Annotated in this window: 10 protein-coding genes and 1 tRNA gene; 4 read left to right on the top strand and 7 right to left on the bottom strand. The window is 59.4% G+C overall.

Annotation, left to right across the window (positions count from 1 at the left end; translation table 11 throughout):
* Positions 1-234: 234 nt before the first annotated feature.
* Positions 235-311: transfer RNA gene (locus AGR1_RS10510), tRNA-His, on the bottom strand.
* 315 nt (positions 312-626) lie between these two features.
* On the opposite strand from AGR1_RS10510, the gene AGR1_RS10515 reads away from it, so the two are divergent.
* Both AGR1_RS10515 and AGR1_RS10520 read left to right on the top strand, forming a co-directional pair.
* Entirely contained in the window at positions 627-4,403 is a 3,777-nt protein-coding gene (locus AGR1_RS10515) for an ATP-binding protein (protein ID WP_149146880.1), read from the top strand.
* 275 nt (positions 4,404-4,678) lie between these two features.
* Positions 4,679-6,343, top strand: a complete 1,665-nt coding sequence (locus AGR1_RS10520; RefSeq protein WP_187772112.1) for an iron ABC transporter permease — start codon at positions 4,679-4,681, stop codon at positions 6,341-6,343.
* A gap of 310 nt (positions 6,344-6,653) precedes the next feature.
* Here the strand turns inward: AGR1_RS10520 and AGR1_RS10525 are convergent, their stop codons facing one another.
* The 5 genes from AGR1_RS10525 to AGR1_RS10545 all read right to left on the bottom strand — a co-directional run bounded on the left by AGR1_RS10525 (position 6,654) and on the right by AGR1_RS10545 (position 12,379).
* Positions 6,654-7,466 carry an ABC transporter permease subunit gene (locus AGR1_RS10525; protein ID WP_004432617.1) on the bottom strand — a complete coding sequence of 271 codons (813 nt, stop codon included), beginning with the start codon at positions 7,464-7,466 and terminating at the stop codon, positions 6,654-6,656.
* Between the two features lie 4 nt (positions 7,467-7,470).
* Positions 7,471-8,379 carry an ABC transporter permease subunit gene (locus AGR1_RS10530; RefSeq protein ID WP_149146881.1) on the bottom strand — a complete coding sequence of 303 codons (909 nt, stop codon included), beginning with the start codon at positions 8,377-8,379 and terminating at the stop codon, positions 7,471-7,473.
* Positions 8,380-8,390: 11 nt separating this feature from the next.
* The gene (locus AGR1_RS10535) at positions 8,391-9,548 is read right to left on the bottom strand and encodes an ABC transporter ATP-binding protein (RefSeq protein ID WP_149146882.1); all 1,158 of its coding nucleotides are present in this window, start codon (positions 9,546-9,548) and stop codon (positions 8,391-8,393) included.
* Between the two features lie 165 nt (positions 9,549-9,713).
* Positions 9,714-10,811: a polyamine ABC transporter substrate-binding protein gene (locus AGR1_RS10540; protein ID WP_080791335.1), complete on the bottom strand. Its 1,098-nt coding sequence runs from the start codon at positions 10,809-10,811 to the stop codon at positions 9,714-9,716.
* Between the two features lie 152 nt (positions 10,812-10,963).
* Positions 10,964-12,379, bottom strand: coding sequence for a helix-turn-helix domain-containing protein (locus AGR1_RS10545; RefSeq protein WP_149146883.1), 1,416 nt, complete (start codon positions 12,377-12,379; stop codon positions 10,964-10,966).
* A gap of 256 nt (positions 12,380-12,635) precedes the next feature.
* On the opposite strand from AGR1_RS10545, the gene aceA reads away from it, so the two are divergent.
* Both aceA and AGR1_RS10555 read left to right on the top strand, forming a co-directional pair.
* Entirely contained in the window at positions 12,636-13,925 is a 1,290-nt protein-coding gene (gene aceA / locus AGR1_RS10550) for an isocitrate lyase (protein ID WP_003503303.1), read from the top strand.
* A gap of 95 nt (positions 13,926-14,020) precedes the next feature.
* Complete coding sequence (locus tag AGR1_RS10555; RefSeq protein WP_003493954.1) at positions 14,021-14,278, top strand: hypothetical protein; 258 nt, start codon at positions 14,021-14,023, stop codon at positions 14,276-14,278.
* 64 nt (positions 14,279-14,342) lie between these two features.
* Here AGR1_RS10555 and AGR1_RS10560 read toward each other — a convergent pair whose 3' ends face one another.
* Positions 14,343-14,696, bottom strand: coding sequence for a hypothetical protein (locus tag AGR1_RS10560; RefSeq protein ID WP_246669639.1), 354 nt, complete (start codon positions 14,694-14,696; stop codon positions 14,343-14,345).
* Between the last annotated feature and the right edge of the window lie 62 nt (positions 14,697-14,758).

Genomic DNA, 14,758 nt, shown 5'->3' on the forward strand with positions numbered 1-14,758 from the left:
CCAAATGGTTTTTGCCAGGCCCCACATGGGAAGCGCTGATGCCTCGCCAAGGCTGGGCAAGGATCGTCACGATCGCGGCTATGATTTCCGGATATTTCGAAATCGGAAGGCAGGTCAGCTCGCCGCCGGGACTTGCGCAAACACCCACAAGTCATGAACGGGCGCCAATGTGGAGAAAATATTCCCCTCTCCCGGTAAGTCCTTGTGACATATAAACTTACTGGGAGAGGGGAATGGTACGGTTGAGTGGGGTCGAACCACCGACCTCAGGTGCCACAAACCTGCGCTCTAACCAACTGAGCTACAACCGCACATGAAACGCCGAAGCGGCGTCACGGGGGGTGACATAAAAGGTGTTTTGCCCATTTGCAAGTGCCTGTTCGAATTTTGCGAAAAAAGGCGAAGAAAGGCAAGCGCTTTTCAATGGGCCGGATTGTCATTAAGAGGCCGCGGCGGCCTGTTGATGTTAACTCTATTTGGCGATTCATCCGGCGGATGGTGGACCGGATCGCCCTGTGAAGTTATTTAAAATTCTGTTAACGTGATGCCTCGGCGGGTTTACGTTTAGAGCTTCATGAGGAAGCCGAAAGCCCGCGAGGTCCGGTAGTGCCAGAATAGGTTTCGACATGCCCGCCGTCCAGTATCCCTTTATCGATATCGCAGTACATGAACGGGTGCGTGACGGTTTCGGGCGCGGCGAGGCCATGGCGTTGTTCTCGCTAGACCTTAAAAACGCCCTTTGGGCCAATGGCCGGGGTGCGGCGCTGTTTGGCACGCCGATGGTCTATGATTTTCTGGAACAGGGCCCGAAACCGCAGGACGTGACCTTCCGGCAACTGGCGGCCGCGGCGGCGCGGCTTTCCAAAGCGGGCGACAGCCTGCCGTTTACCATTCGCATCACGTCGGGTTTCCGCAGCCTTGCCGTTACCGCGCGCGCAGAAGTCATCGAGGCCGAACCCGGCCAGCCCGCCATCCTGTTTTCCGCCCTCACCGATCAGGCCGAACCTGACACGGCGGAATGCGCCCGGCGCATGATCGAAGGTTTCGACGACCCTGATATCCATATGGCGGTTCTGAACGGCGAGAACGAGATTGTCGCTGCTTCCCCCGGCTTTTCTTCTCTCGGTATTACGCCTCACACTGCGCGGACGCTGGTGAAAATGGCAGCCGGACAGTCCGGCCATCTCGTCAAGCGGCCGGTGCCGACCGGCAAGGGTTATCTGCCCGCGGCCACCGGCCAGATCGCGACATCGCCCGAACTGAACCTGATGTTCGTGGTCGAAACCGCGCTGGGTACACTCGATCCCGTCAATGGTTTTTTCGAAGACAGGTCGCAGGAAGCGCCAGCCCTGCCGGTTGCGGAGACCACGACTGTCGTCGTTGCAACTTCCTCTTTCGATTCCGTGCTCGACGCTGTTGCCGGCATCGAGGATGTGGAAGAGGTGCAGGAACTGCCGGTCGATCCCGAAGAAGAAGCGCCAGTGCAGCAGGATGATGACAGCATCCTGTCCTCGCCTGAAGACGAAACGGAAACCCCGGCGGCGCTTTCCGCGCAGGACACCGACGCCGCTGCGAATGTGGCGATGACGGACGACATCGCCGATCTTTTCGAACTCGATGAAGATGAAGCAGAAGCGCCCTTAACCGAGCGGGCGATCGCCGATGCCCCTGCCGAAGAGGCCGTGACCGAAGAAAACGTAGTCGCTTACGATGAAATCGTAGAAACCGCGCCGTCAGAAGCTGCTCCTGCGGCGGATGAAGAGGTAGCGGCGGAGACGGAGACCGAAGAGACGAATATCGGCGCTGGCGCAGAAGCGCAGCCTTTTGTTTTCAATGCCGGTGCGCGCGCTTCCCGTTTCGTCTGGAAAATCGATGCGGAAGGGCGCTTCAGTTCGATCTCGCATGAATTTGCAGAGGCTGTGGGCGCCAAGGCGGCTGCCGTGGAAGGCATGGGCTTTGCCGATGTCGCGGCCCTGTTCAATCTCGATCCCGACGGCAAGATCCGCGAGCTTCTCGGCCGTCGCGACACATGGTCGGGCAAGACGATCTACTGGCCGGTGGAAGGCACATCGCTGATGGTGCCGATCGATCTTGCCGCCCTGCCCACCTACACGCGCTCACGCGAATTCGACGGCTTCCGCGGTTTCGGCATCGTGCGGCTTGCCGACGCCGCCGAAGACCCGCATGCCACGGGCCTGACCTTCATCAACGGCGAAGAGGCCCATCCGGCGGAAGCCCTGCCGCAGCCCGCCATCGAGGATGAAAGCCACGAATTGCTGGCCTTTATCGATGAGGATGACGACGCGGCGCAAGACGCAAGTTCCGTCGCTGATAATGAGGCCCCCGTAACGCAAGCCGATGCGGCGCATGATGCATCGGACGTGGCTTCGGCAGAAGAACAGCACCATGATTATACCCCGCCGGAATTCGAAGCGCCGGTTGCGGCGCCCGCTCTGGAACCGGCCTATTCCGACAAGGTCGTCCATCTGGAGGAGCGCCGCTCGCGCTCCCGCGAGGGGCTGACCGCAGGCGAGCAGGCCGCCTTCCGCGAAATCGGCCGAGCCCTTGCGCCGGCGGATGCTGCTTGCGAAGACGACCGGGAAACGGATGAGGAGGCCATCTCCGCTGAGCCGGTCATGCAGGATATCCACCAGGATATCGATGCGGATGCTTCGGAAAGCGCGCCCTGCGAAACGGAAAATGACGGCAATAAAGCCGAGCCCGCGGAGGAAGACGATCTTTTCGCCGATTATGTTCGTGGCGAGCAGCCTGCGGCCATTCGTGCACCCGTGGATGAAAGCGGTTCCGACGAAAAGCAGGAACCTGCGGCTGACGAGCGGCCGGCTGCCGATATTGCCGCCGCCATGGTCAGCCCGTCCGTTCGTCCCGCGAATGCCTTGACGGCCGAGACGCTGGACCAGATGCCCGTGGCGCTTCTGGTGCATGCCGGCGACAGGCTGATCCACGCCAATCCGGATTTCCTGCGCTTGACGGGCTATGGCTCTCTCGCCGAACTCGAAGAGGTGGGCGGTCTGGAAGCGCTGCTGCAGCGGCAGGAGCTGGAAGAAATGCCGGACAATGAAGGCGGCATGGTGGTCGTGAGCGCCGAAAACGACATCATTCCCGTCAAGGCGCGGCTGCAATCCATCCGCTGGGAAGAGACCAAGGCGCTGATGCTGTCTCTGGTGCCGCTTGAGGAAAAGCAGGCGCCGGTTGCGGCCGCCAACGAAAATATTGCCGCTGGCGATGCCGAAGGTGCGGAAGCAGGCAGTCTCTCGCTGTTGCAGGGGGAAGTAGAGGAGCTGCATTCCATTCTGGAAACAGCCACCGACGGGGTTGTGCTTCTGGGAGACGAAGGCGAAATCCGCTCGCTCAACCGTTCCGCCAGCGCGTTGTTCAACTATGACAATGCTGAAATCGCTGGCAAGCCTTTCGTCACCCTCTTTGCCCATGAGAGCCAGCGCGCCGTGCTGGATTATCTCTCCGGCCTTGCCAATAACGGTGTCGCCAGCGTGCTGAACGACGGCCGCGAAGTGATCGGCCGCGAAGCCTCCGGCGGCTTCCTGCCGCTGTTCATGACCATCGGCCGGCTAAAATCCTCGCATGGCTATTGCGTGGTTATCCGCGATATCACCCAGTGGAAGCGCACGGAAGAAGAACTGCGCAACGCCAAGCGGGCTGCGGAAACCGCCAATGCCCACAAGACAGACTTCCTGGCGCGCGTCAGCCATGAAATCCGCACGCCGCTCAACGCCATCATCGGTTTCTCCGACATGATGGCGACCGAACGTTTCGGGCCGATCGGCAATCCGCGTTATGTGGAATATGCCAATGATATCGGCCGTTCGGGCCGGCATGTGCTCGACATCGTCAACGATCTGCTCGATATTTCCAAGATCGAGGCCGGGCAAATGGATGTGGATTTCATTGCCGTACCGCTTAATGAAACGGTGGCCGAGGCGGTCTCGCTGGTGCAGCCGCAGGCCAATAACCAGCGCGTCATCATCCGCACCGCGCTTGCGCAATCCGTGCCGCAGATCGTCGCCGACCTGCGTTCGATCAAGCAGATCGTGCTGAACATCCTGTCCAACGCCATCCGCTTCACGCCATCCGGCGGCCAGATCGTGGTGTCCACCGCCTATGAGGCCAATGGCAGCGTGTCGCTGCGCATTCGCGACACCGGCATCGGCATGACACGGGCGGAACTGGAACAGGCGATGAAGCCGTTCCGGCAAGTTGCTTCGTCCGGTAAGCGTATACGCGGCGACGGCACCGGGCTCGGCCTGCCGCTGACCAAAGCCATGGTGGACGCCAACCGGGCGAATTTCTCCATCACCTCCACGCCGAATGAAGGCACGCTGGTGGAAATTACCTTTCCGTCGCAGCGGGTTCTTGCCAACTGAGGCCATGCGGGCGTAGCAATGCGACGGTAGGAAGCGGGTGGTTTTCCGAAGATACCATCTCTCCCTCATTCCTGTGCTCGTCACAGGAATCTAGCCAGCCCAAGTCCTTGGGCTGAAAAGACTCTTCTCGCCGCGCAGACGCGCGTCGGCTGGATTCCTGTGACAAGCACAGGAATGAGGGAAATGCGGATGCGAGAGCATAAGAATTCGTTAGGTCATACAGTGTGCCGCGGGATGCATGACACGTTGTGGCTTTCGCAAAACAGCAGGCCCGCATGCCCATGACCATTTCCCCTCCAGCGTCAAAACGCGTTTCGCTCTTGCCCATCACGGCGGTCATCGTCGCGGCCATTGCCGCCATGCCCATTCTGGCAATTTTCTGGCTGGCGCTGACGGGCAGCACGGAGGGATGGCAGCATCTTCTCGTCAATGTCCTGCCGCGCGCCGGGTTTCGCACCTTCCTGCTCTTGGGGATGACGGCCGCGACGACGGCATTCTTCGGTATCGTCTGCGCCTGGCTTGTCACCACATTCGAATTTCCGCTGCGGCGGTTATTGTCCGCGGCGCTCGTCCTGCCGCTCGCCATCCCTTCCTATCTTGCCGCCTATGCGTTTGGCGAGTTTCTCGACTTTACCGGCCCGGTGCAGAGCGCGTTGCGCGCCGCTTTCGGGTATCACAGCATCCGCGATTACTGGTTTCCGGACATACGCTCGCTCGGCGGTGCGGTGCTGGTTCTAAGTTCGGTCCTCTATCCTTACGTCTATCTCTCGGCCCGCGCCGCCTTCTCCATGCAGGGGCGGTTTGCGGCCGAAGCGGCCCGCACGCTTGGCGCAAAACCGCTGAACGTGTTCTTCTCCGTGCAATTGCCGATGGCCCGGCCGGCCATCGCCATCGGACTGTCTCTGGTCCTGATGGAAACGCTGAACGATATCGGCGCGGTTGAATATCTCGGCGTCCAGACGCTTACCTTCACCATTTACGAAACCTGGCTCAATCGCGGCAACCTCGCCAATGCGACGCAGATCGCCGCCGTCATCCTCGTCATCGTCGGTGCGCTGATCGTCATCGAACGCAATGCGCGGGAAAAGCAGCGTTTCGGCGCGCCGAAAGCGACAAGCATGGCGCAGCGTCACCGGCTGAAGGCGCTCGCCGGCTGGCGGCGCTGGGGCGCGAGCCTTCTATGCTTCCTTCCCGTGGCGAGCGGCTTTTTCATTCCCGTCATCGTGCTGGGCGGTTACGCCGCCAAAAGGCTCGATGCGCTGTTTGCGCCGAAGCTTCTGAAAGCACTCGGACACAGTCTCGAAGTCTCGCTTTCCGTCGCCTTCGTGACCCTGATTGCCGCTCTCGTGTTTTCCTATGCCATTCGCACCGAGCGCTCGCGCATATCGAAAGCGGCCGTCCGCTTCGGCTCCATGGGATATGGCGTGCCGGGAACCGTGCTCGCCATCGGGGTGCTCATTCCGCTGGCCAGTCTCGACAATGGCGTCGATGGCTTCATCCGTGCACATTTCGGTTTTTCCACCGGGCTGCTGCTTTCCGGCACCGCCTTCGCCATCATTTACGCCCATGCCGTGCGCTTCATGACCATGGCGGAGGGTACGCTTGATGCCGGTTTCCACAAGCTCTCTCCGCATATCGACATGGCCTCGCGGACGCTTGGGCGCAACCGGACGCAGACGCTGTTCAAGGTGCTGTTGCCCAACATGCGGCCCGCAGCGCTGACGGCTTTTCTGCTCGTCCTGATCGAATCCATGAAGGAACTGCCGGCCACCATCCTGCTACGGCCATTCGGCTTCAACACGCTGGCCACGCTGGTTTATGAGGATGCGTCGCGCGCAAGGGTGCAGGATGCGGCCGTGCCGGCGATCATCATCATCATTGCCGGACTTATTCCCGTGCTTCTCGTCTCGAAATCAATGGATCATCCTGAAAACCGCTGAGTGGCGCGGGCCTTTGCGGCAAAAAGAAAGGCGGCCTTGCGGCCGCCTGAATGAGTTGTGCTTTTCAACGAGAGAAAGGGGGACAATCTCGCCATATGGAAATTATCAGTCCCGGCCATCAAAAATTTGACGGCCCTGCGTTGGGTTTACTTTCCGCCAACTCCTATTAACAAGCGGTTAAAACCAAAATCGATCAATTACCCACGAAAATTCCTATTCTGAGACCGTAAAACGCCGAAACTAAATTAACAGTTTCTACTTTCCTCGCGATTTCAACAGTAACGCGTAAAAATTGACGAGGGATATTCGATCAGTTCCGCGCCGCCGCATGTTCGTCCCGCATGCGTTGCAATTCCGTGCGTTTGGAAGCGATGGAGGCGACAATCACGCCGATGGTGACGAGTCCGATCAGGATCGTGCAGATGGCGTTGATTTCCGGCGTTACGCCGAGGCGAACCTGCGAATAGATCTTGATCGGCAGCGTGGTTGCGCCGGGGCCGGTGGCGAAGCTGGCGATCACCAGATCGTCCAGCGACAGCGTGAAGGCCAGCATCCAGCCGGCGATGACGGCGGGGAAGATGAGCGGCAGGGTGATGCGGAAGAAGGTCTTGACTGGTGGGCAGCCAAGATCGAGCGCTGCTTCCTCAAGACTGCGATCGAAGGTCAGGAGCCGCGACTGCACGACAATCGCCACGTAACACATGGTGAAAGTCGTATGGGCTATAACCACCGTCCAGAAGCCGCGATCCACCCCGACGGCCACGAAGAGCAACAGGAGCGACAGGCCGGTGATCACTTCCGGCATGACGAGCGGCGCATAGATCATGCCGGAAAACAGCACCCGGCCCGGAAACCGCGCGAACCGCGTCAGCGACAGCGCCGCAAGCGTTCCGAGAATGGTGCCGATGGTGGCGCTGAGGATACCGACGCGCAGCGTCACCCAGGCCGCATCCATCAGCCCCTGGTTCGACCACATGGAGCGATACCATTGCAGTGAAAAGCCGCCCCAGACGGTGACGAGCTTGGAAGCATTGAAGGAATAAACAATCAGGATGATGATCGGGATATAAAGGAAGGCAAAACCGAGGGTGAGGACGGTAATGTCGAATTTTCCTCGCTTCATGGCCTCACCCCGCCTTCTTCTGCTGGTTCTGGAAGATGGCGATTGGCACCACCAGCAAGATAAGAAGCAGCACGGCGACGGCGGATGCCAAGGGCCAGTCGCGGTTGCCGAAGAATTCCGTCCACAGCGTCTTGCCGATCATCAGCGTCTGGGCGCCGCCAAGCAGATCGGGGATGACGAATTCCCCTGTTATCGGAATGAAGCAGATCATCGAACCGGCCACGACGCCCGGCAGCGACAGCGGGAAGGTGATCTTCCAGAAGGCCTTCCAGGGCGGGCAGCCGAGGTCGGCCGCCGCTTCCAGCAGCGTATTGTCGAGCTTTTCCAGCGCCGAATAGAGCGGCAGCACCATGAAGGGCAGATAGGAATAAACGATGCCGATGAAGATCGCCGTCTCTGTGCGGAAGATGTTGACCTGCTGGTCCGGCCCCAGAAACCCGAGCCACTGAAACAGCACCGTCAGTAGACCTTCGGGCTTCAGAATACCGATCCAGGCGTAAACGCGGATCAGGAACGAGGTCCAGAACGGCAGGATGACCAGCATTACCAGCGTCGGGCGGATGGATGATGGCGAACGCGCCATGGCAAGCGCCATGGGATAACCGATCAGCAACAACAGGAAGGTGGAGATGAATGCGATGCGCAGCGACGACAGATAGGCGTCGATATAGAGCGGGTCTTCCGTCAGGAAGAGGTAATTCTCAAAGTCCAGTTCGGAGAAGAACGCGCCGAGCTTCGAAAACCCTTCGAAGACCGGCGTATAGGGCGGCATGGAGATCGCCGTATCCGACAGCGATATTTTGAAAATGATGAAAAAGGGCGCTGCGAAAAACAGCAGCAGCCAGACATAGGGAACCGCGACGACCAGCCAGCGCCAGGGGCTTTGCCGGTTTTCAGGAATGGAGATCGCCATCGAAGCCTCCCTCAGCGCGTCAGGACGAGGCCGGAATCCGGCTTCCAGTTCAGCCATACCATATCGCCGAAGGTGATCGGGCGATCGACGAGACGCGAAACATTCGCCTGCGCTGCGCGAATGACGCGGCCATCGGCGAGCTTGACGATGAAGACCGAGAAATCGCCGAGATAGCCGATATCCCAGACCTCGCCATAGGCGGAATTGACGCTGCTATCGGCGGGCTGGTCGAGCGAGATGCGGACCTTTTCCGGGCGGATGGCGAAAGCCACCTGGCTGCCGGTCGCGGCGGCGCATTCCTGCTCCACCGCCACCTTCAGCCCGTCACAATCCAACGTCACCGGGCCGGGTTTGCCGATATCGGAGGCATTGGCGACGACATTGGCGTCGAAAATATTGATATCGCCGATGAAGTCCGCCACGTAGCGACTGTTCGGCGCTTCATAGATCTCAGCCGGCGTCGCCACCTGCACGACATTGCCCTTGTCCATGACAGCGATGCGGTCCGAGACCGTCATCGCTTCTTCCTGATCGTGGGTGACGATGAGGAAGGTAAGGCCGAGATTGGTCTGGATGTCCATCAGCTCGAACTGCGTTTCCTCGCGCAGCTTCTTGTCGAGCGCACCGAGCGGTTCGTCGAGAAGCAGCACCTTCGGCCGCTTGGCAAGCGAACGGGCAAGCGCCACACGCTGCCGCTGGCCTCCGGAAAGCTGGCTGGGCTTGCGTTTGGCGAATTCCGTGAGCTTGACGAGCCGCAGCATTTCTTCGACGCGCGCGGCGATATCCGCCCTGGGCAGGCCATCCTGCTCCAGGCCGAAAGCAACGTTCTTTTCCACCGACATATGCGGGAAAAGCGCGTAGGACTGGAACATCATGTTGGTGGGGCGCTTATAGGGCGGCACGCCGGAAATATCCTTGCCCTGCAGCAGGATGCGGCCCTCGGTCGGTTCCTCGAAACCGGCCAGCATGCGCATCAGCGTAGTCTTGCCGCACCCGGAGGGACCAAGCAGCGAGAAGAATTCGCGTTCGTAGATATCGAGCGTCAGATTGTTGACGGCGACGAAATCGCCGAAACGTTTGGTGACGTTTTCAAAGCGGATGAAGGGCACCGCATCGGGATTGTCCCAAGGGCTAAATTTGCGTTTGACCGGCCCCAGAGTTTTCGCCATTCACCCTACCCTCAAATCCCGTTGGTCTTGTAGATTTGAGCATCGGATTTTCCGACTTTCGGTCCGATGCTTTGAGGCGGGCGGCACCGGCAGGTAACAGAACCTGCCGGCAAAGGATCAGAGAAACAGGCCCGCCGGCCGTTCCTCAACCAGCGGGCGGAAGTGTCAGCTGCCGGTCTTTATCTGCGTCCAGACGCGGTTCAGGACGCGCTGTTCCTTCGGTCCGTAGGGCGAGATGGTGAAGAGCTTCTTCAGCGTCTCGGCATCGGGATAGACCGCCGGGTTCTTGACGACGGACTCATCCATCACCGCCTGCGCCGCGAGATTGCCATTCGCATACTGAACATAGTTGGAGGCCTTGGCGATGACTTCCGGTCGCATCAGATAGTTGATGAAGGCGTGGGCTTCCTCGACATTTTTGGCATCCGCCGGGATGGCAAGGTTGTCGAACCACATGTAGGTGCCTTCCTTCGGAATGACGTAGTTCACCTCGACGCCGTTCTTGGCTTCCTCGGCACGGCTCTTCGCCTGCAGGATATCGCCCGACCAGCCGATGGTGATGCAGCTGTCGCCGTTCGCCAGTTCATCGATATAGGCGGAGGAATTGAAGGTCTTCACATAGGGGCGGATCTTCATGTAGACGTCGCCGCCCGCCTCGAGATCGGCGGTTTCCTTGCTATCCGGATTCTTGCCGAGATAGTTCATGGCGATGGCGAAGGTCTCGTCCGACGCATCGAGAATATTGATGCCGCAGGATTTCAGCTTTTCGGCATTTTCCGGCTTGAAGAGAATATCCCAGCTGTCGACCGGAACATCGCCGAGCGCCGCCTTCACCTTGGCGACATTATAGCCGATGCCAGTGGTGCCCCACATGTAGTTCACGGCATATTCGTTGCCGGGATCGTATTTGGCCAGACGCTCGGAAACCTCGGGCCACATGTTCTTCAGATTCGGCAACTTGGACTTGTCGAGTTTCTGGAACACGCCGGCATTGATCTGGCGGGCGAGGAAGGGCCCAGTCGGCACCACGACATCATAACCGGAGCTGCCGGCCAGAAGCTTGGTTTCCACAAGCTCGTTACTGTCGAAAACATCATAGACGACCTTGATACCGGTTTCCTTGGTGAAATCGGCAAGGATCGATTCGTCGATATAATCCGACCAGTTATAGACGTGGACGACCTTCTCCTGGGCCATTGCCGAGCCTGCTGCAACGAGCACGGTGGTGAGAGCCAAGGTCAGACGGAGAGAACGGTTTTTCATGATGTCTCCTGTTAACGCATCCTCACGGTGGAAGCGTGATCCCCTTTTTTTGGAGAGACTAGAAAGGAAAACAAAAGGGAGCAAGCGGGAAATGTGCAGCACAGCATTTTCAACCAAATGTGTTCCGACCACAAAAAAGCGAATGGAAGCACCTACTGGAAGTCGAAAACACTGAGACCGGTGACCATTTCATCGAGCCCCAGCGGCCGCGTCAGCGGCGCTTCCGCCCGCGACAGACAGCCCTGCCTTTCGCACAGCCGGCACGAAGGCCCGACGGCGACGGGCGCAGCACCCGAGGCGGTGGGGCCATAGACGGTCTCTCCGGCCTGGGCGAGATCGCAGCCGAGAAGCACGGCCGTTCGCCGCACCCTTTCGCCGAAACCCGCCTGCGGGCCTTCCAGCGTGCGCGACACAGTGAGGAACGCGTCGCCATCCGGCATCTCGACTGCTTCCACCAGCACCTGTCCCGGCTGTGCGAAAGCGGCATGGATGTTGAGCCGCGGGCAGAGGCCGCCGAAGCGCGCCCTTGGAAAACCGCCCGCCCCTGCAAGGCGGAAACGGTTGCCGGCATTGTCGATTTCCATCAGGAAAAACGGGATCGCCGCGGCTGACGGCCGTTGCAGACTGACAAGACGGTTGGCCGCCTGTTCGAAAGAAACGTTGAAGCGCGACCGCAAAACCTCGAGATCGTATTTCGCCCGCTGGGCGGCGTTCAGGAACGCGCCATAGGGCATCATCAACGCATGGGCGGCGTAACGCGCCAGTTCGAAGCGGGCGATGCGCCTTGCCTCCTCCCCTTTCAGACCGAGCCCTTCAAGCTCCGTGCCGATTTCTTCGCGAAGCGCCAGAAGACAGGTCTCCATGGCCATTTCCCGCAATTGGTCCGGCTGCGACAGGCGTTCGGATAAAAACAGCCGCATGGAATGGCGATCATAACGCCTTCTAAGGTTCGGCATGGCATGAACCGGCAGAGTGCGGACCACGATGCCGTGGTTTTTCTGAAGCCATGCCCTCAGCCCAGAAGCCAGATCGTCGCCCGCCGACAGATGTTTGTGGAGTTCTTCGGCCGTCGCATCGATAGCATGGAAATAGGCCGGCCGGTTTTCAAAGACATGTCGCACCTCGTCAATCGGCAGGCGGGTGGAGGAGAGCGCCGTCTCGTGCCCTTCCCGCGCCAGAAGATCGGAGAGATCGGAAAGGCGCTGCGCCTGTTCCCGATAGGCCCGGTAAAGCTTGAGGACACCGCTTGCCGCATTGGGCGCGGCATCGGCAACCTCGATCAGCTCCTGTGGCGACGGCACTTCACCGGCAAGCAGCGGATCGGCGAAGACCTCGCGCAGCTGCCCCGCGGAACCGGCGCTTTCGCCCTGCAGGTCGTCCAGATCGACCTTGTAGACGGAGGCAAGCTTCAACAGCAGCTGCACGGTGAGCGGTCGCTGGTTGCGCTCGATGAGGTTGAGATAGGACGGCGAAATCGCCAGCGCCTCGGCCATGGCCGTCTGCGTCAGCGCGAGACCGTTGCGAATGCGGCGCACGCGCGGGCCTGCAAAAATCTTGTTTTCCGACACTGCGTCGCCCCTCCAACCTCGTCAACTCATACAAGCTTGTTACAAACTCGAAAACTCAAACTCTTTTACAAAATTTACAATTTTACAGCGCCACTCTGTCACGCACCCTACAGGATAACCTCTTTCAAGTCACTGTTTTTATGTTTGTTCTGGCGCTCAAATCTCAAAAAATGTAAATGTAGTCACATCGAACCGCGACACACGCAACGCACAGTCGCCGGTTCTTGTAACTGTATTTATCTTGGGAGAGAGAAGTATGACGGATTTTTACAAGCTTGTTCCGGGCGCGCCGCAGGGACGTTTTGACGGCATTGAGCGTACCTATACCGCCGCCGATGTGGAACGGCTGCGCGGCTCCGTCGAAATTCGGCATTCGCTGGCCGAAATGGGCGCGAACCGGCTGTGGAAGCTGATCAACGAGGAAAATTTCGTCAACGCGCTCGGCGCGCTTTCCGGCAATCAGGCCATGCAGATGGTTCGCGCCGGACTGAAGGCGATCTATCTCTCCGGCTGGCAGGTTGCGGCGGACGCCAATACGGCGTCGGCCATGTATCCGGACCAGTCGCTTTATCCGGCCAATGCGGCACCGGAGCTGGCGAAACGCATTAACCGCACCTTGCAGCGTGCCGACCAGATCGAAACGGCGGAGGGCAAGGGCCTTTCGGTCGATACCTGGTTCGCGCCGATCGTTGCTGATGCGGAGGCCGGTTTCGGCGGGCCGCTGAACGCCTTCGAGATCATGAAGGCTTTCATCGAGGCAGGTGCTGCGGGTGTTCATTATGAAGACCAGCTGGCATCGGAAAAGAAATGCGGCCATCTCGGCGGCAAGGTGCTGATCCCGACGGCGGCGCATATCCGCAACCTGACGGCGGCCCGGCTCGCGGCTGATGTCATGGGTGTACCGACGCTGGTTATTGCCCGCACGGATGCGGAGGCCGCCAAGCTTCTGACCTCCGATATCGACGAGCGCGACCGTCCCTTCGTGGACTACGATGCCGGGCGCACCGTGGAAGGCTTTTATCAGGTCAAGAATGGGCTTGAGCCCTGCATCGCCCGCGCCGTTGCCTATGCGCCTTATTGCGACCTGATCTGGTGCGAGACATCCAAGCCGGATCTCGAACAGGCGCGCAGGTTTGCGGAAGGCGTGCACAAGGTGCATCCCGGCAAGAAGCTGGCTTACAACTGCTCGCCGTCGTTCAACTGGAAAAAGAACCTCGACGACGCAACGATCGCCAAGTTCCAGCGGGAACTCGGCGCGATGGGCTACAAGTTCCAGTTCATCACGCTCGCCGGTTTCCACCAGCTGAATTTCGGCATGTTCGAACTGGCGCGCGGTTACAAGGACCGGCAGATGGCGGCCTATTCCGAGCTTCAGGAAGCGGAATTCGCGGCCGAAGCCAATGGTTACACCGCCACCAAGCACCAGCGCGAAGTCGGCACCGGCTATTTCGACGCCGTATCGCTCGCCATTTCCGGCGGCACGTCGTCCACGACAGCCATGAAGGAATCTACCGAGCACGACCAGTTCCGCCCGGCGGCCGAATAAAATCGAAAAACTGCCCTTCTCGGCAACGATTAGAGACCGGGAAGGGCTTGCAAACCGGATCAAGAACCCCAACCAATAATGAGAGGAGAAATGCCATGAACGCCCATAACCCCATCAAGACCCACGTCAAGGAACGCGCCGAGGAGCAGTCCTCCGCCATGACGCAGGATCAGCAGGCCGCCATCCGCATGCTGGCCAATGACCTGCACCGCCTCAACCAGGCCGTCATGAAAGCCGTCGAGGCCGGCGTTTCCGTCGAGCTGGTCCGCTCGGCCCGCCACCATGGCGGCGGCGGCAACTGGGGCGATCTGCTTATCCCCGTCATCGTCGCGCAGGGAAGTGCTGCGGCCTGAAACGAAAGACCGGAGCATCATAATCGATGCTCCGGCCCTTAATGCAAAACTGAGAAGAAACGCCTCAGAAGCTCGCAGATAGGGAAACGCCGACGCTTACATTGACGCCCATCGCTTCGACGTTACCCTGGAGTTGAGGTGCATATGGAGCAAAGCAGGACAGCTGCGTTAGAGGAATCGGGTTCAGAATGGCCGGAGATTCCCACGCCAACTGCATCGTCACGCCCGCCACGAGCTTTTCCCAACCCGCGATCTTGGTGCCTGCGGCTGCCGGCGCAATTGCCGTTACAGATTGCGAAAGAGCGTCGGCTACGATTGCTGCGAGACCCCTGCTGACTGCTGCATAAAAAAGCTTTGCTGCTTCTTCCGGTGTTCCTGCTGCGGACATTGCATTTAAATAGGATGCTGAAATTATCATGGCGGACTCAACCTAAAAGAGTTAACTATACAAAAACAACCTAAAGCTAATTTGAGGCATAT

It is taken from the genome of Agrobacterium sp. B1(2019), assembly GCF_008274755.1.
In the GTDB taxonomy this organism is placed as follows: domain Bacteria; phylum Pseudomonadota; class Alphaproteobacteria; order Rhizobiales; family Rhizobiaceae; genus Agrobacterium; species Agrobacterium salinitolerans.